Source organism: Frankia canadensis, from assembly GCF_900197875.1.
Classification (GTDB): Bacteria; Actinomycetota; Actinomycetes; order Frankiales; family Frankiaceae; genus Frankia; species Frankia canadensis.
This window is the reverse complement of record NZ_FZMO01000533.1, coordinates 1-24,676: the sequence shown is the minus strand read 5'-3', so window position 1 is coordinate 24,676 and position 24,676 is coordinate 1. Positions and strand designations below refer to the sequence as shown.

At 73.6% G+C, this 24,676-nt stretch carries 25 protein-coding genes; 13 read left to right on the top strand and 12 right to left on the bottom strand.

The window, feature by feature from the left end; translation table 11 throughout:
- Positions 1 to 98: 98 nt before the first annotated feature.
- Positions 99 to 317: a hypothetical protein gene (locus tag C1A33_RS29110; RefSeq protein WP_101835150.1), complete on the bottom strand. Its 219-nt coding sequence runs from the start codon at positions 315 to 317 to the stop codon at positions 99 to 101.
- 227 nt (positions 318 to 544) lie between these two features.
- Between C1A33_RS29110 and C1A33_RS29105 the strand changes: the two genes are divergently transcribed.
- Together C1A33_RS29105 and C1A33_RS29100 are read left to right on the top strand one after the other, a co-directional pair.
- Positions 545 to 1,120, top strand: a complete 576-nt coding sequence (locus C1A33_RS29105) for a TerD family protein (RefSeq protein WP_101835148.1) — start codon at positions 545 to 547, stop codon at positions 1,118 to 1,120.
- Positions 1,121 to 1,315: 195 nt separating this feature from the next.
- A complete protein-coding gene (locus C1A33_RS29100; protein WP_101835146.1) occupies positions 1,316 to 2,107 on the top strand; it encodes a MerR family transcriptional regulator in 792 nt (263 codons plus the stop codon).
- A 58-nt stretch (positions 2,108 to 2,165) separates the two neighbouring features.
- Here C1A33_RS29100 and C1A33_RS29095 read toward each other — a convergent pair whose 3' ends face one another.
- Positions 2,166 to 2,573, bottom strand: a complete 408-nt coding sequence (locus tag C1A33_RS29095) for a YkvA family protein (RefSeq protein ID WP_243408047.1) — start codon at positions 2,571 to 2,573, stop codon at positions 2,166 to 2,168.
- Between the two features lie 224 nt (positions 2,574 to 2,797).
- Here C1A33_RS29095 and C1A33_RS29090 point away from each other — a divergent pair, with 224 nt between their 5' ends.
- The 3 genes from C1A33_RS29090 to purU all read left to right on the top strand — a co-directional run bounded on the left by C1A33_RS29090 (position 2,798) and on the right by purU (position 5,497).
- Positions 2,798 to 3,700 carry a metallophosphoesterase family protein gene (locus C1A33_RS29090; protein ID WP_101835166.1) on the top strand — a complete coding sequence of 301 codons (903 nt, stop codon included), beginning with the start codon at positions 2,798 to 2,800 and terminating at the stop codon, positions 3,698 to 3,700.
- Between the two features lie 5 nt (positions 3,701 to 3,705).
- Positions 3,706 to 4,503, top strand: coding sequence for a 4'-phosphopantetheinyl transferase family protein (locus C1A33_RS29085; RefSeq protein WP_101835142.1), 798 nt, complete (start codon positions 3,706 to 3,708; stop codon positions 4,501 to 4,503).
- 136 nt (positions 4,504 to 4,639) lie between these two features.
- Complete coding sequence (gene purU, locus C1A33_RS29080) at positions 4,640 to 5,497, top strand: formyltetrahydrofolate deformylase (RefSeq protein ID WP_101835140.1); 858 nt, start codon at positions 4,640 to 4,642, stop codon at positions 5,495 to 5,497.
- Here the strand turns inward: purU and C1A33_RS29075 are convergent.
- Positions 5,473 to 5,946, bottom strand: coding sequence for a MarR family winged helix-turn-helix transcriptional regulator (locus C1A33_RS29075; RefSeq protein ID WP_101835138.1), 474 nt, complete (start codon positions 5,944 to 5,946; stop codon positions 5,473 to 5,475). The two genes, purU and C1A33_RS29075, sit on opposite strands and share 25 nt — an antisense overlap.
- Before the next feature lie 91 nt (positions 5,947 to 6,037).
- On the opposite strand from C1A33_RS29075, the gene C1A33_RS29070 reads away from it, so the two are divergent.
- Entirely contained in the window at positions 6,038 to 7,810 is a 1,773-nt protein-coding gene (locus C1A33_RS29070) for an FUSC family protein (RefSeq protein WP_101835136.1), read from the top strand.
- Here C1A33_RS29070 and C1A33_RS29065 read toward each other — a convergent pair.
- Positions 7,764 to 8,558 carry a hypothetical protein gene (locus C1A33_RS29065; RefSeq protein WP_101835134.1) on the bottom strand — a complete coding sequence of 265 codons (795 nt, stop codon included), beginning with the start codon at positions 8,556 to 8,558 and terminating at the stop codon, positions 7,764 to 7,766. The genes C1A33_RS29070 and C1A33_RS29065 overlap by 47 nt on opposite strands.
- Positions 8,559 to 8,851: 293 nt before the next feature.
- On the opposite strand from C1A33_RS29065, the gene C1A33_RS29060 reads away from it, so the two are divergent.
- On the top strand, positions 8,852 to 9,169 hold the full coding sequence (locus C1A33_RS29060; RefSeq protein WP_243408045.1) for a hypothetical protein: 318 nt from the start codon (positions 8,852 to 8,854) through the stop codon (positions 9,167 to 9,169).
- Here the strand turns inward: C1A33_RS29060 and C1A33_RS29055 are convergent.
- The 3 genes from C1A33_RS29055 to C1A33_RS29045 all read right to left on the bottom strand — a co-directional run bounded on the left by C1A33_RS29055 (position 9,138) and on the right by C1A33_RS29045 (position 12,156).
- A complete protein-coding gene (locus C1A33_RS29055; protein WP_101835131.1) occupies positions 9,138 to 10,331 on the bottom strand; it encodes an arginine deiminase family protein in 1,194 nt (397 codons plus the stop codon). The genes C1A33_RS29060 and C1A33_RS29055 overlap by 32 nt on opposite strands.
- Positions 10,332 to 10,487: 156 nt before the next feature.
- Positions 10,488 to 10,991, bottom strand: a complete 504-nt coding sequence (locus tag C1A33_RS29050) for a DUF456 domain-containing protein (RefSeq protein WP_243408044.1) — start codon at positions 10,989 to 10,991, stop codon at positions 10,488 to 10,490.
- A 67-nt stretch (positions 10,992 to 11,058) separates the two neighbouring features.
- On the bottom strand, positions 11,059 to 12,156 hold the full coding sequence (locus tag C1A33_RS29045) for a helix-turn-helix transcriptional regulator (protein WP_243408043.1): 1,098 nt from the start codon (positions 12,154 to 12,156) through the stop codon (positions 11,059 to 11,061).
- Positions 12,157 to 12,236: 80 nt separating this feature from the next.
- On the opposite strand from C1A33_RS29045, the gene C1A33_RS29040 reads away from it, so the two are divergent.
- A complete protein-coding gene (locus C1A33_RS29040) occupies positions 12,237 to 12,755 on the top strand; it encodes a pyridoxamine 5'-phosphate oxidase family protein (protein WP_243408042.1) in 519 nt (172 codons plus the stop codon).
- Positions 12,756 to 12,770: 15 nt separating this feature from the next.
- Here C1A33_RS29040 and car read toward each other — a convergent pair whose 3' ends face one another.
- Entirely contained in the window at positions 12,771 to 16,352 is a 3,582-nt protein-coding gene (gene car / locus C1A33_RS29035) for a carboxylic acid reductase (RefSeq protein WP_101835127.1), read from the bottom strand.
- 219 nt (positions 16,353 to 16,571) lie between these two features.
- On the opposite strand from car, the gene C1A33_RS29025 reads away from it, so the two are divergent.
- Entirely contained in the window at positions 16,572 to 16,850 is a 279-nt protein-coding gene (locus C1A33_RS29025; protein ID WP_243408041.1) for a TetR-type transcription factor C-terminal domain-containing protein, read from the top strand.
- 206 nt (positions 16,851 to 17,056) lie between these two features.
- Here C1A33_RS29025 and shc read toward each other — a convergent pair whose 3' ends face one another.
- Both shc and C1A33_RS29010 read right to left on the bottom strand, forming a co-directional pair.
- Entirely contained in the window at positions 17,057 to 19,156 is a 2,100-nt protein-coding gene (gene shc / locus C1A33_RS29015) for a squalene--hopene cyclase (protein ID WP_243408040.1), read from the bottom strand.
- A 198-nt stretch (positions 19,157 to 19,354) separates the two neighbouring features.
- Entirely contained in the window at positions 19,355 to 20,008 is a 654-nt protein-coding gene (locus tag C1A33_RS29010; protein ID WP_101835123.1) for a TetR/AcrR family transcriptional regulator, read from the bottom strand.
- Between the two features lie 302 nt (positions 20,009 to 20,310).
- On the opposite strand from C1A33_RS29010, the gene C1A33_RS29005 reads away from it, so the two are divergent.
- From C1A33_RS29005 to C1A33_RS28995, 3 genes are all read left to right on the top strand, one after another.
- Entirely contained in the window at positions 20,311 to 21,069 is a 759-nt protein-coding gene (locus C1A33_RS29005; RefSeq protein ID WP_101835121.1) for a YcnI family copper-binding membrane protein, read from the top strand.
- Positions 21,070 to 21,102: 33 nt separating this feature from the next.
- Positions 21,103 to 21,765 (top strand): hypothetical protein, encoded by a 663-nt coding sequence (locus C1A33_RS29000; protein WP_243408039.1) that lies wholly within the window; start codon positions 21,103 to 21,105, stop codon positions 21,763 to 21,765.
- 92 nt (positions 21,766 to 21,857) lie between these two features.
- Positions 21,858 to 22,598, top strand: coding sequence for a YcnI family copper-binding membrane protein (locus C1A33_RS28995; RefSeq protein ID WP_101835119.1), 741 nt, complete (start codon positions 21,858 to 21,860; stop codon positions 22,596 to 22,598).
- 251 nt (positions 22,599 to 22,849) lie between these two features.
- Here C1A33_RS28995 and C1A33_RS28990 read toward each other — a convergent pair whose 3' ends face one another.
- Positions 22,850 to 23,467 carry a hypothetical protein gene (locus tag C1A33_RS28990; protein WP_101835117.1) on the bottom strand — a complete coding sequence of 206 codons (618 nt, stop codon included), beginning with the start codon at positions 23,465 to 23,467 and terminating at the stop codon, positions 22,850 to 22,852.
- An 80-nt stretch (positions 23,468 to 23,547) separates the two neighbouring features.
- Positions 23,548 to 24,423 (bottom strand): ABC transporter permease, encoded by an 876-nt coding sequence (locus C1A33_RS28985; RefSeq protein WP_243408038.1) that lies wholly within the window; start codon positions 24,421 to 24,423, stop codon positions 23,548 to 23,550.
- A gap of 95 nt (positions 24,424 to 24,518) precedes the next feature.
- On the opposite strand from C1A33_RS28985, the gene C1A33_RS28980 reads away from it, so the two are divergent.
- Positions 24,519 to 24,676, top strand: a 158-nt coding sequence (locus C1A33_RS28980) for a helix-turn-helix domain-containing protein (protein WP_165818635.1), incomplete at its 3' end; no start/stop codon positions are given.

The following is a 24,676-nucleotide window of genomic DNA, read 5'->3' as shown; positions in this document are numbered from 1 at the left end:
CGCGGGGGGTCGAGCAGGCGAACAAGCCCGCTCGGTGTCGACCACCGCCGGTCACCTGCCGATAATCTGCCTGGCGTCTCCTGGCGGCTCCCGGCGGCTCAGTGCACGTCCCAGTGCTCCGGGTCGAGCCGCAGCCACCGGTCGATCTCCGCCCGCCACCAGATCCGGGTACCGCTCCAGGTCGGAGTCCGGTTGACCACCGCCGCCGGGGCCGGCGCCGCCGGATCCACCCGCAGCCGGTGGTCGACGGCCTGGCGGGTCAGGCCGAGCGCGCGGGCGATGTCGCCGGAACCGACGAGCAGCGGTAGTTGATCCACGTCTGCCGACGTTAGCCAATCAAGCCCATCACGCGCCCCCGGAGCGAGTACTTCCCTTACACCGCTGGGCGTCGCTCTGGGGCTTGATCCGCGCGCCCCGGCCCCAGGTGCCCCGAGTCTGCGCGTTGGGCTGCCCGGTCTCGCCGGCATGTGCTTGGCTGATCACGCATCGCGAAGTTGGACGGGCCCGGCGCACGAGGCGGCGGGCCGCACGGAGACGGAGAACAGTGGGCATCGATCTCGCCAAGGGCGCCAGCGCGGCCCTCACTGACACGACGGCCGCCCTCACGCACATCACGGTCGGTCTGGGCTGGGATCCCAATCGTCCGGGCGCCGAGGAGTTCGACCTCGACGCGAGCGCGATCGCCCTGCAGGACGACGGCCGGGCGCCCGGGCTGACCTACTTCGTCTACTACAACAACCTCAGCACCCCGCGCGGGGAGATCGTGCACCGCGGCGACAACCTCACCGGCGAGGGCGCGGGCGACGACGAGCAGATCCAGGTCCGGCTTGACCTGCTGTCCAGCGCGATCACGCGGGTCGTGTTCCCCGTCAGCATCCACAACGCCGACTACCGGCGCCAGAGCTTCGGCGACGTGCGCGGCGCGTACATCCGCGTCGTCAACGCGGAGACCGAGACCGAGCTCGTCCGCTACGACCTGTCCACGACCGCGGCGCGGGACACCTCCATGCTCTTCGGCGAGCTGCTGCGCGCCGCGGACGGCTGGCACTTTCGCGCCCTCGGCGAAGGCGGCGTCGCCGACCTCGCCGAGATAGCCCGCTCCTACGGCCTCGCCGTCTAACGCCACGCGCCACGCGTCGCGTCCGTTTTGTCCCCCTGTTCGCGACACGGGTCGCCGTGACGCTGCCGTGACGCTGCCAAGCCCCGCCGCGCGACGATGACCATGAAGATCACAACCCGGCATACGGCTGCCGAAGCTCGTTCTCCGCGGCGTCGGCCTTGCACCTGACGTCGGGTCAGGAGCGACGGTGGATCCATGACCGCCCCCACACCCGTCTCCGACCATGACCACCATCTCGGTGACAGCGACAGAGACAGCCACAGCCACAGCCACGGGTCGCGCACCTGGCGGGTCGGTGAGCTCGCCGCCGAGAGCGGCCTGACGGTGCGCACCCTGCATCACTACGACCGGATAGGCCTGCTGCGGCCGTCGCGCCGCGGCCCGGGCGGCCACCGCCGCTACACGGCGGAGGACGTCGCCACGCTGTACCGGATCGTCGCGTTGCGGCAGCTCGGCCTGCCCCTGGACCAGATCCCGGCGGCCCTGCGCGCCGGCGACCCGCGCACGCTGCTCGCCGACCAGCTTGACCACCTCGACAAGCACATCGCCGCCGCGCAGCGCCTGCGCACCCAGCTGTCCGCGGTGCTGACGAACCTGCGCGGCCGGGAGGCCCAGCCCGACGTCGACGACCTCGTCCGGCTGCTGCGCGGCACGACCGACGTCGAGCAGGCGGTGGCCCGCCAGCTCACCGACGCCCAGCTCGAGGCCCTGCGCGCCCGGCACGCCGAGCTCGGCGAGCGGGCCCGCCACGCCGTCGCCGTGGAGCTGCCCGAGCTGTACCTGCGCGCCCAGGCCGAACTCGACGCCGGCACCGACCCAACCGATCCCCGTGTACGCGTGATCGTCGACCGCATCGACGAGGTCAGCGCCGAGCTCAGCGGCGGTGACGACGCGGCGAGCGCCCGGACCCGGGCCGCCTGGGCCGACCAGGGCGGCTACCGGGAGCTCAGCGACTACGTCGCCCGCGCCCGGTCCAGCCGCGCCTGACCGCCCAGCCCCGCCGTCAGTGCGGAAGGCAGCCGCAAGGCGGCCGCGTCGCGCGCGGTCAACGGACGCGGCGGCGCAGGGGCAGACGGGACGACCGGGGCTGGAGGGCCTGGCGGGGCTGGCGGGCCTGGCGGGGCAGGCGCGGTGGGGCAGCGGGCGGGAGCAGGCCGGAGCGGCCGAGCTCGCCGGGCACCGGTTCGCGGCGGGCCTGGATCAGGCGGCGCACGTAGGCGGCCGCGGCGAACAGCACCATGAGGTCGTCGACGAGGCCGATCGGCCCGAGGGGGACCTCGGGGACGGCGTCGACGGGCGAGAGCAGGTAAAGGATGCTCCCGATCGCCGCCGCGGCCCCGCGCAGCGGCACCTCGTGGCGCCGGAACACCACGAACGCGACCCCGGCCAGCACGACGCCGACGGCCACGACCACACCGAGGCCGATGAGCAGCCCGGTCCCGACGTCACCCATCATCCACTCCGTTCCGCGGTCCGCGGTTGCGTGATCTCCCCCGGGATGCCCGGTTCCGGGGCGGGTCGAACATCGACTGGCCCACCAGTGACGGCCGACGGTCTGTCGCGCGGCGGACGACGCCAGGACGCACCGGTTGCCCCGACAGCCGGACAGGTCCCTCGCGCCGCGGGTACGCTTTCATCGTGCCCTTCGCGGAGTCGCCGGCGCGCAGCGGTCGCCTGATGGCCGTGAGCGATGTCCACGTCGGCTATCCGGACAACCGGCGGATCGTCGAGGCGATCGAGCCGGAGTCCCCCGACGACTGGCTCATCCTCGCCGGTGACATCGCCGAGCTCGCCGCCGACATCACGGCGATCTGGCGGCTGTTCGCCGAGCGGTTCGCCAAGGTCATCTGGGTGCCCGGCAACCACGAGCTGTGGACGGCGAAGCAGGAGACCATCCGGCTGCGCGGCCAGGCCCGCTACGAGTATCTCGTCGAGACGGCCCGCGACCTCGGGGTGATCACCCCGGAGGATCCGTACCCGGTGTGGACGGGTGACGGCGGGCCCGCCGTCGTCGCGCCGCTGTTCGTCCCGTACGACTACACCTTCCGCCCCGGCGGTGTGAGCACCAAGGCCGAGGCTCTGGCCCTCGCCCGGGAGACCGGCGTCGTCTGCACCGACGAGTGGCTGCTGCATCCCGACCCGTACCCGACGATCGACGCGTGGTCGCGGGCCCGCGTCGCGCTCACCGCCGAGCGCCTCGCCACGCTCGACCCGGCGATGCCCACGGTGCTCGTCAACCACTGGCCGCTCGTGCGCCAGCCCACCGACGTCCTGCGCTACCCCATCTTCGCCCTGTGGTGCGGCACCACCGCCACCGCCGACTGGCACCGGCGTTTCCACGCCACCGCCGCCGTCTACGGTCACCTGCACATCCCCCGCACCACCTGGTACGACGACGTCCGCTTCGAGGAGGTCTCGATGGGTTACCCGCGGGAACGGGTGGCGTGGGAGGCCTACGGCCGGCCCTTCGCCGGCCCGCGGCAGATCCTGCCCTACGTCTCCGAGACGACGGGGTCGCCGGAGGGGTCGGGCGGCGCGGCGGCGCGCGGGCAGGCCGCGCGGCCGGTGGGGCGGGGCTGACCGCGGTGCTGGCGAGTCTGCTGCCCGCCTCGGCGGTCGCGGTCGAGGCCTTCGAGGACGACCCGGCCGCGGTGCTGTTCCCCGAGGAGTCCGCGCTGCTCGCCCGGGCCGTCGACAAGCGGCGCCGGGAGTTCACCACCGCCCGGGTGTGCGCGCACCGGGCGCTGCGCGAGCTCGGCCTGCCGCCGGCGCCGATCCTGCCCGGCCCGCGGGGCGCCCCCGGCTGGCCGGCGGGGGTCGTCGGCAGCATCACCCACTGCGCCGGGTACCGGGCGGCCGCCGTCGCCCGGGCGGGCGAGCTGCGCACGATCGGCATCGACGCCGAACCCAACGAGGCTAATCCGCGCGGCGTCACCCGCGAGATCACCGTGCCGGCCGAGGAAGGGTGGCTCGCCACGCTCACCGAGACCAGACCGTCCGTCCACTGGGACCGGCTGCTGTTCAGCGCCAAGGAGTCCGTCTACAAGGCGTGGTTCCCGCTCGCGCAGCGCTGGCTCGGTTTCGAGGACGCCGCGCTCACCGTCGACCCCGGTACGGCACCCGTCACCACGCCCGCCGGGGGCGGCGGCTCGGCACCCGACCCGGCCCTCGTCCCGGTGCTCGTCCCGGCACCCGGTGCGACGTCGGCGCCCGGGACGCGGGCCGAGGGCACGTTCACGGCGAAGCTGCTCGTCAGCGGCCCGACGATCGACGGAGCGGAACTGACCGGCTTCGACGGCCGCTGGCTCGCCGCGGGTGGCCTGCTGATCACCGCGATCACCGTCCCCCACCTCGACGGCACGCCGATGCCGGCGGTGGGCTGATGCGCCGGCGCGGGCGGCGGCTGCGCCCGACGGCCCGGTACCGTCCCGCGGGCCGCACCGGCCCCGGCTCACATCCCGCCGGGCGTCGACCCCGCACCAGGGGGGTCGGAGGGCGTAAGCCGAGGTAGGAAGGGCTGTGCCCATTCCTGAGTACGTGCTGACGCTCTCCTGCCCGGACCGGCGCGGCATCGTCGCCGCCGTCTCGGCCTACCTCGCGGGCGCCGGCGGCAACATCGCCGACGCCGCCCAGTTCGGCGACGCCGACACCGGCCGCTTCTTCATGCGCGTCCACGTCGTCGCCGAGGAGCCGGGCGTGACCGCGGACTCGCTGCGCGCCGGTTTCGCGCCGGTGGCCGAACGGTTCGCGATGGACTGGCAGCTCCACGACCTCGCGATCCGCCCCCGGGTGCTGGTCCTGGTGAGCCGCTTCGGCCACTGCCTCAACGACCTGCTCTACCGGCACCGCTCCGGTCTGCTCGATGTCGACCTCCCGCTGGTCGTGTCGAACCATCCGGACTTCGCCGCGCTCACCGCCTCCTACCGCATCCCCTTCCGCCACCTGCCGGTCACCCCGGACACCCGCGACGCGCAGGAACAGGCCCTGCGGGACATCATCGCCACCGAGCGGATCGACCTCGTCGTCCTCGCCCGGTACATGCAGATCCTCTCGCCGTCACTGTGCGAGCTGCTGACCGGACGGGCGATCAACATCCACCACTCGTTCCTGCCGAGCTTCTCCGGCGCCCGCCCCTACCACCAGGCCCACACCCGCGGCGTGAAGCTGATCGGCGCGACCGCCCACTACGTCACGGCCACACTCGACGACGGCCCGATCATCGAGCAGGACGTCGTCCGCGTCAGCCACGCCGACGGCCCCGACCGCCTCGCCGCCCTCGGCCGCGACGTCGAATGCCGCGCCCTCGCCCGCGCCGTGACCTGGCACGTCGAACACCGCATCCTCATCAACGGTCACCGCACCGTCGTCTTCGCCTGATCCGCGCGCTGGTCCTGGTCCGACGGACTCTCGGCGATCTGGTCGAGCAGGGTGGCGGCGATGCGGATCAGGTCGACCTCGGCGTCGGTCAGCGCGTCGAGGGCGCGGGCGAGCCAGGCGTCGCGGTGGGCCATGTCGCGCACGAGCGCGTCGCGGCCCACCTCCGTGATCGTCAGGACGGCGGCGCGGCGGTCGTGCTCGCCGGGACGCCTGCTGATGAGCCCGGCTTCCTGGAGCTCGGCGAAGGTGCGGGACAGGGACTGCGGCTGGTGCCGTGCGGCCGTGGCGATGTCCTTCGGGGTGCTCGGGCCGAGCCGGTAGAGGTGGCTGAGCACGGTCAGCTTCGTACCGTTGAGCGCTCCGGCCGGCCGCTCTGCCCGTAGCCGGCGCCCCAGATGCGTCACCGCACGCCGCGCCGCCGCCGCGCTCTCCTCCCGACTCGTCGCCATGATTATGAAGCTATCACGTACTATCTTGCCGACCTCACCCTCCAGCTAAGCCCGTCGATGCAGCGCGACCAGGGACGGCATTCGGTTCATCATGACGAGTATCTTGCGCGACGATTCCACCGTGCTGGGACGGCTGTGGTCACGAGTCGGCGGACGGGCGGCCGAACCGTGGCCCGTGGTGCTGTCGACGACGGGTGCGGTGCTGGCGACGTTCGGCACCGTGCTGGAGCTGCGTTCGTGGACCGGGGTCGGGTCGGGCGCTGTCGTCCTCGGCGTGGTGCTGGCGCTGACGCTCGGCCGGGTGCGGCGGCGCACCGACCGCCGCTCGCCCGCGCCCCGATGGCTGCCGGTCGTGGTGACGCCGGGGGTGGCGCTGCTCGCGAGCGAGATCGCCGAGCTCACCAAGCGGCACCGGTCCGCCGGCGAGGCGCTGTTCGCCGTCGTGATCAGCGGCGCGATCTGGGTCCGGCGGTTCGGGCCGGTGGCGGCCCGGGCGGGCACGCTGGCGACGCTGCCGTTCATCGCGTTGATCATCACACCGGTCCCACCGGACGCGCGGGGCATGACCCGGCTTGCCCTGGTCGGGATCGCCCTGATCGCCGTCGCGTGGGTCACCCTCGCGGGCGCCGTCGAAACCCGCCTGCGGCCGTCGACGGCCGCACCGCCGCCAGCCGCGGCGCCGCGGCCCACTCCCGCGCCGGCCGTGGCACAGGCGGCCGGCGGCGCGCGGCCGGGACGGCGGCTGGCGGCAAGCACCCGGATGGCGGCGCAGATGGCGGTGGCGTTGGGGGTCGCCTTCGTCGTGGGTCGGCATGTGTTCACCCACCACAGCACCTGGCTGATCCTCACCGCCTACCTCGTGAACAGCGGCAACCGGGGGCGCGGGGACGTCGCCTACCGCAGCGGCCAGCGGCTCGCCGGCGCGGCGGTGGGGACGGCGACGGCCAGCGTCCTCGCCGGCCAGCTGCCCGCCCACGACCGGTGGTCGATCGTGGCCATCTTCGTGCTGCTCACGTTCGGGGTATGGCTGCGTGCCGCGTCCTACGCATACTGGACGGCCGCCGTCACCGGGGTGCTCGCGCTGCTCTACGGCTACTACGGGCAGTCCGGCGCGTCCCTGCTGCGGGAGCGGCTGCTGGCCGTGGCACTCGGCGCGGGCATCGGGCTCGCCGCCGCCTGGTTCGTCCTGCCCGTCCGCTCGGGGGATGTGCTGCGCCGACGGGTCGCCGACGTGCTGGCCGCGCTGACCGACCATCTGGTGGTCTGCCAGACCGGCCGCCGCCGCACCCCACGCACCGGCCCACCCGCGCCGGACGGCGGCATGCGCGCCGCGCTCGGTGAGACACACGCCCAGGTGGAGGCCGCGTTCGACCGTCTCGCCGAGATCGCGCCGACGCTGCGGGCGCACCGGGTGCTGTCCGGGCTCGCGCGATGGCGGCCGGGGCGCTCCGATGCCGCCACCGCGTCCCGGCCACCCCATCCGCACGACGCCGTCGCGGCGTTACTGGCCTGCCGGGAGCCGCTCGCGGCGCTCACCCGCGACCTCGCCGCCCCTCCCCCGCGCTGGGCGGGCCGCGAGATCGCCCGGGTGCGCGGCGCGGTCGTCGAGTCCCGGCGCGCCATGGGCCGGGCCAGCGCGGCGCGACAGGCGGCGGCCGCGTCCCGCTCACGGTTCCGCGGATTCGGGGGGTCGGGAGGGCTCGGTGGACCTGGAGGCGTCGGCCGGTTCGGAGGCGTCGGCAGAGCCGGAGGCGTCGGCAGAGCCGGAGGGCCTGGAGACGTCGCAGGGCCCGCAGGCATCGGCGGGTTCGGGAGGCTCAGGTGGCGTCCGGGAGGGCGACGGCGATCTCTCCGCCGAGTGTGAAGCCGTCGGCCAGCTCCAGGCTGTCCCCGCTCCAGAACCGCCCGGGGTCGTACCAGTTCGGCCGCCGCCCGTGCGGCAGTAGCCCCATCGCCTCGTAGGTGAGGGCGACGACCTCCGCGCAGTAGGCGGTCTCCAGACCCGCCGGCGCGGCCGGATCCTCGGACATCACCGAGGGCGCGGACGTCACCGAGGGCGCGGACGTCACCGGATCCGCCGGCACGGCCGAGTCCGCGGACGCCGCCGGATCCGGGAGCGTCCGCCTGCCCTGCCGACGCTGCCCGGGCCATCGACGGCGCGACCTCTCGGCGACGGCCAGGTGCGGCAGGCGTCCGCGCAGCCAGTGGCCGGCGAGCTGGGCGGTGGTCGGGAAGGGGGTGCCGTCGAGGCGGGCGACAGTGCGCAACGCCGCGTCCTCCTGCTCGGGGCGGGCGCCCGGCAGCAGCTGGCGCAACCAGCCTTGCTGTCCGTAACGGCGGCCCCAGACCTCGACGGCGGCGCGCAGGTCATGCAGCTGCACCCCGCGCTGACGGGTCCCGGACCACAGGTCCGGCAGCGACTTGCCGAGTTCCGCGTGCCAGAGCAGCGGCGGCAGATCCTCGAGGACGATCGCCATACCCACGTGGTTGACGGGGCTGTTCGTCGTCGTCTGGATCATCCGGTCCGCCGCCGTCCGCCCGCGGAACAGCCACAGATCTCCCGTGCGGACCAGCTCCAGGGCCTGATCCAGGTCGATCCGCGTGTCGGGCATGTCTGAAGCATGCCCCAACGGGGCCGACCTCGCCGTAGCTCACGGCCAGGAGTGGGGCGTGGGCGTGGGCGTTGCCGCGGCGGTTCGTGGCACCGTTGCGGCAGGTTCGAGGCGGCCCGTGTCGCCAGATCCGGGGCAAACCGGACAGAGAGCCGCGAGTTCGCGACACGGTGCCGCTGTCCCCCGCGCGTGTTTCCCACCCGAGGGAAGTCCGTCCCCACAAACGGCCTGCGGGGAGGGTCAGCGTCGGCGACGATCTTGGATAGTCTGGCGGGGTGCATCGGGCTCGGTGGGTGAAGCTGCTCGGGGTCGCGGGAGTCGCCGGGGTGGCGGCCACCGGCGTGCTGGTGGCCCGTGACCAGCGCCAGCGCGGCTCCTACTCGCCGGACGAGATCCGCGATCGCCTGCGCGCCCGCCACGCCGCCGCCGGCACCGCCGCCGCGGACGACAGCCCGCGGATCAGGAGCGATGATGGCGTCGCCGACGACGCGGCCGTCACCGAGGACGCGGCCGTCACCGAGGACACTGGCAGCGGCGCGGCCCGTGGCGCGCGGGTGCGTGATGCGGCGGCGGGGCGGTTCAGGAGGCTGGCCAGGCGCCGGCGGCGGTGAGCAGGGCGTCCTCGGGGACGGTGTTGAGAGCGCGGTGCAGGCTGCCGAGCTGCTTGTGGTGCTCGTCGAAGGGGACGGCGACGGTGTGCACGCCGAACCGGGCCAGGACAGGCTCCGTCCACGGCGCGCTCGCCGTCGACACCAGTGCCGCCGGCCCGTCGGCCACCGAACCCTCCGCCGGGTAGCCAGCGCCGTAGCGAGCGCCCGGGGCTGGGCGGGGGTCAGGCAGGAAGAACACGCCGGCGGCGAAGGCGGCGATCATCTCCGGGGCCAGCGGGCAGACAGCGAGTTCGATGCCGCGCAGCGCGTCGACGAGGGCCGTCTCCCGGCCGGCGGCGCCGTCGCTCTCGACGACCGCGGGGCTGTCGAGGCGGTCGGCGGCGACCAGCGCGATGCCCGGCCCGAGGCCCAGCCAGTGGTCGAGATGCGGCTGTTCGGGGCGGCGCAGTTCGTCGCGCACCCGGACGACGTAGGGGAACGCGCCGAGCAGGTACGGGCGCAGCAGGCCCCACACCGCCGGGCTGGTGCCCGCCCCGGTACCGAGGACGGCGACCCCGCCGCAGGTCACGACGTCACCGCCGGCCAGGTAGAGCGGCTCGGGCACCCGTACCTCGGCGGAGCGGCCGCGCAGCCCGCGCAGGATCGAGGCCATCACGACCGTCTCGCGGGCCCGCTCCCGGCGGCGCAGCCGGCCGACGGCCACCGCCCCGCCGAGGTCGACGTAGTGGTCACGGGGGAACATCAGTCCGGCGAGCGGGCGCAGCGCGTAGCTCTCGTCGGGCGCCTCGAGGCCGATGACGCCGCCGCCGGCGCCCGGCTCGAGCAGCAGTCTCGGTTGGCGCAGCACCACCGGGGCGAGCGCCGGCACCGACCAGTCCCGCAGCACGTCACGGGCGGCGAGCAGCCGTGCGTCGTCGTCGGCGCTGACCGCGCGGGCGGCGAGTTCGAGCAGCACCGGCCGGGGCAGGGCGGTGAGCACCTCCGACGGCGCCCGCGGCTCGACGCCGAGCTCGACCAGCGCGGCGCGCACGGCCACCGACTCGGCCGCGGCGCGCACCGGGTCGTACGCCGGCCGACCCGCCCGGAACACGGACGTCTCCACCGGCGCGACGACGGTCGGATTCTGGATGAGAACCGTCGGTCCGCGAGTAGCGGCATTCATATGGTCGATGTCCGGCGGCCGGGTGTCATCCCGGCATTATGCAACCCGGGAACCATCGACCGTTCGACCCGCCCCGCGGCAATCCGCGGAATATTGCGGACCATTAATCGAATCGCGACATTCAGGATTGCGCATTTCAGTGGCCCGCGCGGCAGGTCACATGACGATCTCGCCGACCAGCCAGACACCCGCCATCAGCACGCCGGCCACCAGCTCCACCAGCATGCCGACGCCGAAGGCCACGATCGCCGCCCAGGTGGTGCCCGCGGCGGTCCGGTAGTCGCCGAGGCGGACGAGCTCCGCCACGTAGATGCCGAAGACGCCGCCGATCAGCAGACCGACGACGGGCACCACGAAGAAGCCCACGATCGCGCAGACCACGCCGATCGCGAGGCTCGGCCAGGGCACGCCCCGCCCGGCGGTGGCGCGCGCCGGCAGGACGTACTTCGTCAGCGCGCCGATGACGAACAGGGCCGTCATCAGCGCCAGAACGATCCAGTGCCCGACGCCCTTGCCGTCCGCGATCGTCCACCACAGCCCCGCACCCCAGACGAGCACCAGACCGGGCAGCACCGGCAGCACGACGCCCACCAGGCCGACGGCCATCACCAGGGCCACCGCGACCAGCTCACCGGTACTGATGGCGCACCCTCCTCGCATCCCTACCGCGACGGTACCGGGCGACGGCGTTTCCCGACGTCACCTGACAAACGACCGACCGTCCCCGTCACGTCGTGAACCGGTCCGGTCTGGCAGCGTTGCGGGCGGCGACGCGCCGCGCGGTGTCGGCGAGGGCCTCACGCAGCTCGGCGGGGTCGAGCACCTCGACGCCGTCGCCGAGCATGCGCAGCTGAAACAGGGCGACGTCCAGGCCCTCAGTGGCCACCGAGACGACGCGCCAGCCCTCGGCGTCCGGCGGCGAGGCGGTGGCGAGGGCGTCGCGGGCCGCCACCGGGTCGACGGCATGGCGCAGGTCGGCGAGCGCCGCCGGGGACAGCCGCAGTCGGCATGTCCAGCGCAGCAGCGTCCGGGTGAACGCGTCGGCGGACTCGCGCCACCAGGAAGCCAGGTCGAAGTCGGCGGGGCGCTCGAAGGTCTCGGCGCGCGGACGCACGCGGCTGATCCTGCTGATCCGGTAGCTCAGGATCCGGCCGCGATGGCGCGCCACGAGATACCAGACACCCGCCTTGCACACCAGCGCGAGCGGATCGACCCGCCGACTCGCCTCAGCCGTGGCCCCGGCCTTTCCTCCGACGACGAGGCCGGCCCCGACCACGACCCCGGCTTCAGGCCCGGCCTCGTTGGTCCCGGCCGCGACTTCAGTCCCGGCCGCAGCTTCGGCCGCGAGGCGTCGTCCCGGGGTGTGGCTCAGGTCGACGCGGCGGGCGGACCAGACGGCGGCGGCGAGGGCGGACAGGTGCGGCACTGGCTCCTCGTGACGGAACCAGCCCGGCGCGTCCAGCAGGAAGCGCTGGTGGATCTGACCGGCGCGGTCGCGCGGTCGCGGCGGCAGGGCGGCGAGAACCTTGGTGCGGGCGGCGGCCGCGTCGGCGGCGAGGCCCAGGCCGACGAGGACGTCGGGGCCGGCGCCGGCGAGCAGCAGGGCGGCGGCCTCGTCGCCGGTGAGGCCGTCGAGATCGGTGCGCCAGCCGTCGGTCAGCCGCACGCCGCCCGCGCGGCCCGGCTCGGTCCACAGCGGGACACCGGCGTCCTGCAGGGCGGCGATGTCACGGCGCACGGTGCGCACGGACACCTCCAGCTCGGCGGCGAGCCGCGGCGCGGTGGAGCGCCGGACCGCCTGCATGTGCAGAAGCAACGCGGTCAACCGGCTCGAGCGCACATCCCCAGATGCTAGGCGCGGAACCCTGACAGGGGATGACAGGGTTAGGACCGCACGATGGCCTGGTGACGACATCATGGGGCGACGTCGAGCGCGCCCAACCCGAGTTCGCCGAGACGGTCCGCACCCGGTTCGAGGCGTTTCGCCATCACGTCCTGGCGACCCTGCGCGCGGACGGGTCGCCGCGCACCAGCGGGATCGAGACGACCTTCCGCTTCGGGCAGCTGTGGCTGGGCAGCATGCCCGGCGCGCGCAAGTCCCAGGACCTGCGCCGCGACCCCCGGTTCGCGCTGAGCGCCAATCCCGGTCCGGGCACGGGCATGGGCGGCGGCGACGTCCGCGTCGCCGGCCATGCCCGCTGGGTCGACGATCCGGCCGAGCTGGCCAGGTTCGTCGACGCGGTCACCCCGCCCGAGCCGTTCGAGCTGTTCCGCGTCGAGCTGACCGAGGTCGTCCGCACGACCGTGGACGAGGCCGCCGAACAGATCGTCCTGACCAGCTGGCGCCCGGGCTACCCGGGCCTGCGGACCCAGCGCCGTGGCAACGGCGCCGAACCCCCCGAGGTCACCTGGTCCACCGACTGATCGACGGATCTCAGGTCACAGCAGGCCGAGGTGCCGCATGTCCGCCAGGCACTTGTTCAGGAACGCCTCGGTCAGGTGCGGAATCTCCGGGCCGATCGGCAGCCGCCGCACCCCGCCGGCGAACCGGGCAGCGCCGACGGTCGGCCGGTCCGCGTCATGGGGGGTACGCAGCGCGTCGAGCACCGTGAGCGATGACGCCTGGCGCTGTGCGGTGGGCAGGCCGCGCAGGCGCTCCTCGAACCGGCGCAGCCAGTCCTCGTACGGATCGATCCGTTCGAGCGGATGGCCCGCGGCCTCGATCCAGTCGACGAAACTGTCCAGCGAGACACCGTCATCGTCATGCGTGTTGACGACATGGAAGGTCCGGAAACCGCTGCCGCGCTCCTCGGCGCTCAGGCCGACGATCGACGCGGCGACGAAGTCGACCGGCAGCCCGTCGTAATGGGCGCGCGGCCGCGGCGCACCGGCGTCGCGCCGGTAGAAGGACGTCGGCGCGACGCCGGTGCTCACCAGGCTGTAGAGCAGCCGGACGAAGATGTCGGACGTGTTCGCCTGCCCGGCGTACTCCGTGTGCGGAAGCATCATGTCGCCGCGGAACACGTCAACGGGCAGCCCATAGCGGCGGTGCGCGCTGCGCAGCAGCTGTTCCGCGGCCCATTTGCTCGCCCCGTACGACGCGACGTAACGGGACGCGAGCGTGATGGTGTCTCGCAGCGGGGCATCCTCGGCCGAGTCCGGGGAATCGGCCAGGAAGGGCGCGACCGCCAGCGACGAGACGAAGTCGAACCACTTCTGCCGCCCGGTCAGCGCGAGCGCGATCAGCTCGGCCGTGCCGACGACGTTCGGGCCGAACAGGTATTCGTAGTCGAGGACGTGGTTGACGAGCGCCGCCGGATGGACGATGCGGTCCACCGCGCCGGCGAGCCGCTCCCAGGTGGCGTCGTCGAGGCCGAGACGCGCCTCGCTGACGTCGCCGACGACGACCTCCAGATGCCGCTCGGCCAGCGCCCGGAAGCGTCCCTCCAGCTGCGCGTCGCCGCTGAACGCCGCGTGCAGCCGCGCCACCGCGCCGGCGTGGTCGCGCGCCCGGACCAGGCAGATCACCGTGCCGCCGAGCGGGGCGACCCGCTCCAGCCATTCCAGGCACAGGAAGCGGCCGAGGAAGCCGGTCGCCCCGGTGAGCAGCACGGTGCGGCTCTCGCCGGCCGGCGCCTCGGTGGCCGCGGCGGCGAGCAGGTCGGCGGGCAGGAACCGGGTGATGTCGAGGTCGGCGGCCACCAGCCGGCCGGATGCCGACCCGACCTCGGCGCCGTGGATGGACGCGAGCGTCGGCCGCCCGCGGCCACCGAGCAACTCCTCGATCGCCGTCGTCCAGGCCCGCGGGTTGCCCGCCGGGCTCAGGACGATGTTCACCGGCACGTCGACCTCGAAGACGCTCGACAGCAGGGTCGTGAAGGCCACGGCCCCGAGGGAGTCACCGCCGAGCTCGGCGAAGCTGTACGGCGCCGTGACGTCGACGTCGGCGAGGCCGAGGGAGGCCTCGAGCACCTTGCCGACCTTGTCCAGCACGCTCAGCCCGCTGGTGGGATCGCGCAGCGCCACCAGCTTGTCGTTCTGCTTGCGCTCGAGGTCGAGGTAGAGCTCCTCCAGCATGGGCCCGTACCGGTCGCGCAGCCGTGGCCGCAGCCGCTTGAGCATGCCGGAGAGCAGACCGTTCTCGACACTGAACGGTTCGGTTTCCACGAGGAAGTCGCGCGGCACCTCGAACGAGCGCAGGCCCGATTCCACCGCGACCCGGGCCAGCTCGGACCGCACCAGTTCCCGCACCTTCTCCGCCGGGGCGTCCGGCCCGAGCAGCGCGTCCACCCGGTCCGGGTCCGGAACGACGACGGCGAGCAGGTAGGCGCGCGCGGAGTTGCCGTAGACGTAGATCTGGTGGATGACGTCGCTGCCCGCCTCGAAGGTGTTCCCGACCGCACCCACGGTCACGAACTCGCCCTGGGCGAGCTTCAGCACGTCGTTGCGCCGGTCGATGTAGACGAGGTGGTCGGGGGCGCGTTCCTCCATGATGTCGCCCGTGCAGATGAAGTTGTCCTCGTCGAACAGCCTCGCCGTCGCCTCGGGGTTCTTGTAGTAGCCCGGGACGCCGAGATGCGTCTTCACGAGCAGCTCGCCCCGCGGATAGGGCTTGTCCGTGCTGTGATAGCCGAGTTCGGGAACGTCACGCAGTCTGTAGTCGATGACCGCCGCCCGGTTCACCCGGCCCGCGACGGTGACGCCACTCGCCTCGGTCGTGCCGTACCCGTCGACGAGCGGTGCCGGGAAGCACTCGGCGACGAACTGGCGCAGCTCCGGCGTCGTCGGCGCCGACCCGGTCATCATCGTCGAGATGCGGTCACCGAAGATGGTCACCCCCATCTCGCGCAGCAGTTCCACCCTGATCCGCTCGGCCTCGCCGTCACTGTCGCCGTTGCCGGTGGTGGCGGCGGTGCCGGCGGCGGTGTTCAGCCCGCGGTCGGCGAGCCGGCGGGAAAGCTCGGCGAGGTAACGGCGATGCGCCATTTCCAGCACGCGGGGGAACATGTTCGCCTCGGTCGGCCGGGTGAGCGCGAAATCCTCGAACAGGGTCGTCATGTCCGGCCGGGCGGTGAAGTAGACGGTGCCGCCGCGGGACAGCGTCGTGTAGACGGCGCCGCGGCCCATGAAATGGCTCATCGGGGCGAAGATGAGGCGGATCACCGGCAGCGGCACGACGGTCCTGCGGAGGAACTGGGAGCGGGCGTAGAGCTCCCCGATGATGATGCCCTTGGGGGTTCCGGTGGATCCGGACGAGTGCACCAGCAGCCGCAGCCGGTCGTCCTCGGCCGGATGGGTGCCCGGCGGCGTGAGGTCCGCGCCGGCGCCGAGGGCGATCAGCTCGTCGATGGTGATGAGTTCGGCGCCCGTCCCGCCGGCGGACAGCCGCGCCCGGGCGGCCTCGAAGCGGTCCCGCTCGTCGTCGACGCGCGGGTCGTAGTCCATCGCGACGACGCTGCGGACCGACGGATGGGTGGCGGCGAGGCCGGCCGCGACCTCCAGGTCCTCGGCCGTGGCGACGATCACCGCTGGCTCGGTGTTCGTGACGATCTGGTCGAGGTCGGCCGGGGCCATCGTGCTCTGCAGCGGGATGCCGACCGCGCGGCGGTAGACCGTGGCCAGGTCGGCGGTGATGTAGTCCGTGCCGGAGAAGCCGAGGAAGGCGACGAACTCCCCGTCGTCGACGCGGTGCCGCTCATGCTGCCGGCCCCAGGCCGCGGCCAGGCCCGCGATCCGGTCCCGCAGCTCCCGGTAGCTGATCGTGCCGAAGTGCGGCTGCCAGCCGCGCACCGTCCGGCCGGTGGCCGGGTCGACGACCGGCTCGTGGTCACGCTCCCCCAGCGCCGGCCGCGACGCGTACCCGTCCAGAAAGGTGGTGACGATGTCCTCCAGGGACTGCCCGGGACGGAACACCGCCTCGGTGACCTCGCCGTCCGGTAAGAGCTCCTGCAGCTGGGGGTCACCCGCAGCGAGATCGAGAATCCGCCGTGCGTAGTCCGGAATCTTTCGGTCCGTGCTCATAAGAACCCCTCCTCCGCGCCGGTCAAAGGGCAAGCAGTGATGTAATGTGATTCTCTTAACTCTGTCAAGCGATCGACCGGGGATGCCTGTCGGACCGGTCGCGAGCGCGGAGCCGGCGATGAGCGTCGCCGTCTTGCCGTCGACACGGACGACACGTCAGAGGTCAGGACAGCCGGTCGCGGAGGCGATATTTCGACGAGCACGACGCCGAGCCGGGCGGTGGCGAAGGCGAGCACGGGGAACTGCCAGCAGTTGTGCGACAGCAGCGTCGGCAGCCGGGAGCTGCGCAGCCTCGTCCAGCCGCACCGCGACCAGGTGCTGGGCCTGCGGGCCCGCTACGAGCGCGGCTTCCGCGACATCATCGAGGCGGGCGTGCGCGCGGGGCGGTTCGGCGTCGCCTCCGCCCGGCTGGCCTCCTACGCCGTGCTCGACCTCGGGATGGGCGTCGCCGCCTGGTACCGCGAGGACGGCGAGCCGACCGAGGACGAGGTGGTCTGACCGAGGACGAGGTGGTCTGGCAGTACGGCGACTTCGCCCTGCGCCTCGTCGCCGCCCAGCCCTGAGCCCTGGTCAGGGGAAGGTGGGCGGTCGCTTCTCGCGGAAGGCGCGCAGGCCCTCCTGGGCGTCGGGGCCCGTGTTGACGAACTCGACGGCGAGCGCGGCGGCGCCCAGCGACTGCGCTCACAACCCGAGACGCGACCTGGCTAGGAGCGGTCGACGGCGCGCGGGCCGGGGATGGCCGCCACGGCCGCGGAGCGCGCCGGCGAGCTCGCGGAAAGCTCGCGGACGTAACGGCCGAGCGCCTGCACGGGCCAGAGCAGGCGGTAGCCCTGGTAGTTGAGGTAGAAGTCGCCGGGGAAGCCGGTGCCGGTGAACTGGTCCTCGTCCCAGGTCCCGTCGGGACGCTGGTGCTGGGCGAGCCACCGCGCCGCACGCTCGAGCGCCCGCGCGACCGCGGGCCGCTGCTCACCGGCGAGCAGGCCCAGCATTGCCCAGGCCGTCTGCGAGGCGGTGGACTCGCCCCGGCCCGCCCACCGCGCCGGATCGTCGTAGGAGCGCAGGTCCTCGCCCCAGCCGCCGTCGGCGTTCTGGTGGTCCAGCAGCCAGTCGACGCCCGAGCGGATGGCCGGATGCGTGGCCGGCAGCTCGGCGGCCCGCAGCGCCGGCAGGACCGCCGCGGTGCCGTACACGTAGTTGACACCCCACCGGCCGAACCACGAGCCGTCGGACTCCTGGGCGCGCAGCAGCCAGTCGACGCCGCGCCGCGTGCGGGGGTCGTCGGCGAGCCCGACCTCGGCGAGCAGTTCGACGACGTGGGCCGTCACGTCCGCCGACGGCGGGTCGGTCAGCGCGCCGAAGTCGGCGAACGGGATCATGTAGTGGATGGTGCCGGTGTTGTCGGAGTCGTAGGCGCCCCAGCCGCCGTCGCTGGACTGCAGGCCGAACAGCCAGGTCACGCCGCGCGCCGTCGCCGCGGCCACGTCACGCGCCGCGGGGTGGCGGACGTGGCGCAGCGCGAGCAGCACCTCGGCCGTGTCGTCGGTGTCGGGGTAGGTGTCGTTCTCGAACTCGAACGCCCAGCCGCCGGCCGGCAGGTCCGGGTGGTTGACGGCCCAGTCACCACGGCGGTGGCGGATCTCCTGCCCGAGCAGCCAGTCGACGGCGTGCACCAGCGCCGGATCGTCGGGTTCGATGCCCGCGGCGGGACCGGCCTCGACGAGCGCGTTCACCGCCAGCGCCGTGTCCCAGACCGGCGACTGGGACGCCTCGACCATCCGCGCGCCATCCGGGAGCTCGACGGAGTAGTCCTCCAGCGCCCGCAGGGTCGCGCTGATGACCGGATGGTCAAGGTCGTAGCCGAGCAGGCGCAGCGCGATGATGGAGTAGACGGCGGGCGGCTGGATCCCGCCGAAACAGCCGTCGGCCTCCTGCCGGGCGATGATCCACTGCTCGGCGACCCGGATCGCGTGCCGCCGCAACGGCCAGAACGGCCGCGCGTGGTAGCGGTGCAGCATCGCGTCGGCCGCGACGAACGCCTCCCGCCACCCGAACGCCCGGGGGCGGCTCCAGCTCCGGGTCCGCCGCCGCGCGGCGGCCGGCTCGGACCGCTCCGCCACCGCGGGGTGGAGCTCGTCGAGGGCGAACGGAGCCGGCCGCACCGGGCGGAACGTCGACACGACGGTCAGCGCGACGACGGTCTGGCGGGCCCAGGAGCTGAACGAGTAGATGTTCAGCGGCACCCGGCGCGGCAGCAGCATGAGCTCCGGCGGCAGCACGGGCAGGTCCTCCCAGCGCCACCAGCCGAACAGGGCGAGCCAGATCCGGGTGAACACCCGCGTCGCCGGGATCCCGCCGCGTTCGCGCACCCAGGCGGCGGCGCGGCTCATGTGCTCGTCCGCCGGGTCGTCCCCCGCGAGCCGAAGCCCGATGTAGGACTCAACCGTCACCGACAGGTCGCCGTCGCCGCCGTGGTACTGCGGCCACGATCCGTCCGCGAGCTGGCGGGACCGGATAAACCGGGCCGACGCCTCGGTGAGCTCCGCCGTGCGGATGCCGAGGTACTCCCGCAGGAGCAGGTCCTCGGCGTCCATGGTGGTGTTGCTCTCCAGGTCGAACTTCCACCAGCCCGCCTCCGCCTGCCGGGCCAGCAGGTGCGTGGCGGCGCGGCGCAGCGTCCGGGTGGGCCCGGACGCGGGATCACGGTCGACGGCGGCCGCGTGGTCGGCACGGTCGGGAGTGACGTCCGTGCCCGCCCCCGCGGACTCGGGCCGACCCTCGACGTCGGCCATCCCGGAGAGTGCCATGAGTCTGTCCCTGTCTGTCGTGCGCGGGAGCGGTCTGCCCCGCGTGGAGCGGTCTGCCTTGTGGCGCTGCCTTGGGCGGAGCTGCCTTGGGTGGAGCGGTCTGCCGGATGTGACGCGCGGAACGCGCCATCCGGGTGGGTCTGGCGGCACGAAGGGTCGTGCCGACGGCACGGGCGGAAGGCGAGTGCCGGAGGTTGATCAGGGATTCAGGCTGATGCGGTCGAGACAGAACTCGACCGTCGCCACCAGATCACCGAGGTCGGTGCTGGCCGAGCTGCACCAGGCCCGGATGGCGACCTGGATCGCGGCGAGGAACGCGACGACCGCCAGCTGGGCGTCGAGCTCGCCCACGGCTACCGGCCGCACCGAGCTTGCGCCCCTGGGCCCGGCGTCGGCGTCGGCGGACGGGGCGTCCAGCAGTTCGACGGCCAGCCGGTCGCCGATCGCCACGAGCTGGCTGAGCACCGCGCCCGCCAGCGCCGACGTGCCCCCGAGCGGGAGCAGGTGATCGGCGTAGTGACGCAGCGAGTTCCCATCCGGCGACATGAGCTCCCAGGCGCCGAGAGCCGCGTTGCGCAGCGCCGTCAGCGGCGGCTCGTCGGCCGGGCGGCGCCGCAGGGCGGCCACCGTCAGGGCGCCGACCTCCTCCAGCGGCGCGATCGCGATCGACTCCTTGCTCGTGAAGTAGCGGAACAGCGTGCGCTCCGACACCTCCGCACCCGCGGCTATCTCCTCGACGGTCGTCGCCTCGAAGCCCTTCTCATGGAACAGCTCGTGCGCCACCTCGACGATCGCCTGCCGGGTGCGCCGTTTCTTGCGCTCCCGCAGCCCCTCCGCGTCCCCGCCCGACATCAGCCCCCCAGCCGATTCACCCGCCGCAACTCCGACATTTCCCTCAGATCTACGGTGAGCATACGCCGTCAACCGGCATTTGGCACCGGCTGACAGATCACCGACAGTGCGGGCGAGTCAACCGCCGGGACGACGCCGGGTCGGGCTAACGCGATGGTGCCCGCGACACCACCCGGAATCGGGGCCGCGTGGCAGGCTTTCCGCTTGCACGCGAGGACCTTTCCGCCCGCGTCCGACGGCCTGTCGCGGGACGGCCCTGACCCGTCTGACCCCACCGCTCGTGGGATCTCCGAAAGGACCTCATGTCCCACTCCGCTCGGCGTGCCGGCGTTCTCGCCGGTGTGGTCGCGACCGCGACGTGTCTGTTCGCCGGCCCGGCCGCCGCCCACGTCACGGTCCAGCCGTCGACCGCCACCGCGGGCGGCCACGCCAGCCTGTCCTTCACGGTCCCCACCGAGAAGGAGGCCGCGTCCACCACTGGCCTGGAGCTGCGGCTGCCCACCGACGTCCCCGTCGCCTCGGTGTCGGTCCAGCCCAAGGCCGGCTGGACCTACCAGATCACCAGGGTGCCGCTGGCCAGGCCGCTGCCGACGGACGACGGCGAGGTCCGCGACGTCGTCACCCGCGTCGTCTGGACCGCGCACGACGGCGCCGGCATCCGACCCGGCGAGTCCGACGCCTTCACCATCGCCGCCGGCCCGCTACCCGAGGGGGTCGATCACCTCGCGTTCGGGGCCGTGCAGACCTACTCCGACGGCACCGTCACCCGCTGGACGGACATCGCCACTCCCGACCAGCCCGAGCCGGCGCTGCCCGCCCCGGTGCTCGCCCTGTCGCCGGCCACGGGCGACGCGCACGCCGGGCCAGGCGCCGCGACGTCGCACGCGTCGGCCTCGTCGAGAACGGGCCCCTCCGACGGGCTGGCCCGCGCGATCTCCCTGGCCGGGCTCGGGACGGGCATCGCCGCGCTGGTCATCGGCGTCGTCGCGATGGCGACCTCCCGCCAGCGCCGCGCGGAGCCGATCGCTCCCAGTCGACCGCGGTCGACCGCGAAACGGTGACGCCTCCAGTCCGATGACGTGGAACCTGTCATCATGGCCGGAACGACGAACGACGAACGACGAACGACGAACGACGGCGACCAGGGAATCGGAGACATGGCGAGCGTGCCGGTGGCGGCGTCCGGGTGCGCGGCGGGCAGGGGGACGGCCCGACCGGGCCGGGCCGTCGGCTTCGCCGCCTCCTCGGTGAGCCTGGCCTGGGCAGCCCATGTCGCCGGTGGCGGCGAGCGCCCGGCGGGGTGGATGACACTCGCCGCGTTCGCCCTGCTGGCCAGGATCGCCTTCGGTCTGACGGAGCGTGAACGCGGCGTCGGCGCGATGGTCGCCGCCCTCGGCGGCACGCAGATCGCACTCCATCTCGCCTTCGTCCTCGCGCACCCGCACCACCATGCGATGTCCGGGGGGCCGAGCATCGACCCGCGGATGGCGGCGGCACACGCGGTCGCGGTCGCGGCGGTGGCACTCCTGCTTCGCCGTGGCGAGCGGATCCTCTGGTACGCCGCCGGCCTGCGGCCGCGGACCATCGCGCGGCTGCTCCTGCACCCGGCCGGCATCGACGTCGGCCCGCCCGCGGCCGCGGACCTGGCGGTCGACGCCCACGGACCCGCACCCCGGCCGCACACCCGTCCCCTCGGGCGCGATGCCCGCCGGCGCGGCCCGCCCCTCGCCTGGACGGCCGGGGCCGCGACGGGCTGACCTGTCCGGACGAACGACCCCGGCGCACGCCAAGGCATGGCACCCTCCTGTGGTCCCACCGCGCCGTGGGATGTTCGAAAGGTTCGTACCTCATGCACCGCTCTGTTTGGCGTGCCGGCGTTCTCGCCGGTGCCGCCGCGGCCGTGACCGCCCTGCTCACCGGCCCCGCCTGCGCCCATGTCAGCGTGCAGCCGTCGACGGCCGCCCCGGGCAGCTACACCACCCTGACCTTCAAGGTCCCCACCGAGAAGGACGACGCCTCCACCACCGGCCTGGACGTCCAGCTCCCCACCGACGCTCCGCTGGCCTCCGTCTCCGTCCAGCCCAAGGCCGGCTGGACCTACCAGGTCGCCAGGGCCGCCCCGGCGACGCCGCTGCGCACCGACGACGGCGAGGTCCGCGAGGTCGTCACCCGCATCACCTGGACCGCGCCGAACGGCGGCGGCATCCGGCCGGGCGAGTTCGACACGTTCACGATCTCCGCCGGCCCGCTGCCCGAGAAGGTCGACCACCTGGCGTTCAAGGCACTGCAGACCTACTCCGACGGCTCGGTCGTCCGCTGGGTGGACGTCGCCACCGCCGGCGGGCCCGAGCCGGAGCACCCGGCTCCGGCCATCACGCTGACGTCGGCGACCGCCGGCTCTGGCGGGCAGGCCACGGCGGCCGACGCTTCGCCCGGGGTGACGGCGCGGGCGGCCGGCACGGCGGACGCGGACCACTCCGACGGCGCGGCGCGCGGTCTGGGGATCGGTGGGCTGGTCCTGGGCGCACTCGGGCTGGTCGTCGGCGGGGCGGCGCTGCTCGCCACCCGGCGGCGGCGCGCCCAGCCGTAAGCCGGTCGACGGCGCGGTGATCAGATGATGAGTCCCTGTCTGTCCACCGTGACGCCCGCCGCGCCGGCCCGATGCACCTGCGCACCGGGCTGGCGCGGTCGCGCGGCCGCCGCGGCCAGGGTCACCGTCGCCGCTCGTCCGGCGTGGGAGTGGGGGCGCCGGCGAGGAGGTTCTCGACCTTCGTCCGCAGCCGGACCACCCGGGGCGGCATCTTCTCCTCGCGCTGCGCCGCCCGGGTGGCCTTGGCCAGGTCACGGCGGTAGAACCAGTGGTCCCAGGGCGAGTTCGGCCGGGCGAGCCGGATGCTGCCGACGATCGCGAGCGGGAGGACGAAGACTCCCAGCAGCGCCATCCCGTACTTGCCCTTGAGCAGCGCGACGGCCACCACCGCCAGCCCCAGGACGACCCACCATCCGCACCGCCCATTCCTGCTGGTGGACGTCGTTCACGCCCAGCGGCGAGAAGCCGAGCAGCACACACCCCATCACGCCGGCGGTCAGCAGCACCGCCGTCACCGACGCCCGGCCGGCCGGCTGCCAGTAGACGTCCCGCAGGTGCAGGATGAGCGCGAACTCGTCGAGCACGAGGGCCGCTCCCACACCGACCACCACGCCGGCGATGTCCCGCCACGGGGCGTGCGGCGGCGCCCCGATCGCCAGCAGCCCCCCGGTGATCAGCAGGATCGTGCCCGGCACGACGTGATGGATGTGCATCCCGCCGGCCGACACGTTGCGGAACGGCCCGCGCCCCGCCCGGATGAGCCGGACGATCGTGCGCGTCGACAGGAACGTCACCATGAACGCCAGCAGGCACAGCAGCAGCGCCTCCTTGCCCGGTTCGACGATGTCGCGGTCCCACCAGCTCGTCACGCCGGCAGCGTCCCACGCCGCCGAGGCCCGCTCCGGCCATCCGACCGAGGCTCGGCGCTGGCAGGGCCCCCGTTACGGGCTCACGATCGGCGGCGCGGTGTGTACCAGGCGCCGACGGCCAGGCGGGCGGCCAGGCCGAACAGCCAGAACAGCGCCAGGCCGAACAGCGACGACACGATGATCGCGGCGAACAGCGGGGCGGACTGCAGGCGCTGGGTGTAGTCGTCGATGAGGCTGCCGAGGCCCTGCTGCCCCTGCCGGAAGAAGAAGTCGCCGACGATCGCGCCGATGACCGACAGCCCGGCGGAGGTGCGCAGCCCCGTGAACATCGCGGGCAGGGCGGCGGGGATCTCGAGGTGGACGAGCCGTGCCCAGCGGCCGGCCTGGCGCAGCGTGAACAGATCGTGCTGACCGGCGTCGGTCGACTGGAGCCCGAACAGGGTGTTGATGATGATGGGGAACAGGGCGACCAGAACGCACACGACGGTGCGGGACCAGAAGCCGTACCCCAGCCAGAACCCGATCAGCGGCACGATCGCGAGGATCGGGATCGTCTGGAGCACCACCGCCCACGGGTAGAACGACCGCTCGACCCAGGCAGCCTGACTCATCAGCACGGCGAAGATCATCCCGAGGGCGGCGGCGATGGCGAGCCCCACGAGCGCGACCTTCGCCGTCGCGCCCAGCGCCCGCAGGGTCTCGTGGAAGGTGGTCCAGTCCCCGAACCCGTCGGTGACGACCTCGTGCGGCGGCGGCAGCAGGAACCGGCGACGGGGGGCGAGCCCGAGGTAGGTCACGGCGTACCAGACGCCGACGACGGCGCCCAGCACGGCCAGCGGCGGCCCGGTCACGCGGGCCGTGCGGCGCAGGCGGCCGGGATGGCCGCCGGCGCCAGGACGGCCGCGGGGGCCGTCGGTCGCTGGGTCGGTGAGCGGCGTCAGCGCGGTCTCGGTCATCGGGATCTCGCCGTGGATACCCCGGCCTTCCGGCCGGGGAGGAAACGGCGTCCCACGCTGGAACGCATTGCGGGTCCTTTCGGTAGCATGACGGTATGTCCCGTTACCGGCTCGTTCCGGCGCCCGAACAGGTCGCTGGACTCGAAGAGCACTGCGGGCATGCGCGTTTTGTGTGGAATCTGGCGGTCGAGCAGCAGTCGTGGTGGACGCCGTATCGGGGTAAAGGTCCGAATCATGTGGAGCGTTGTCGGCA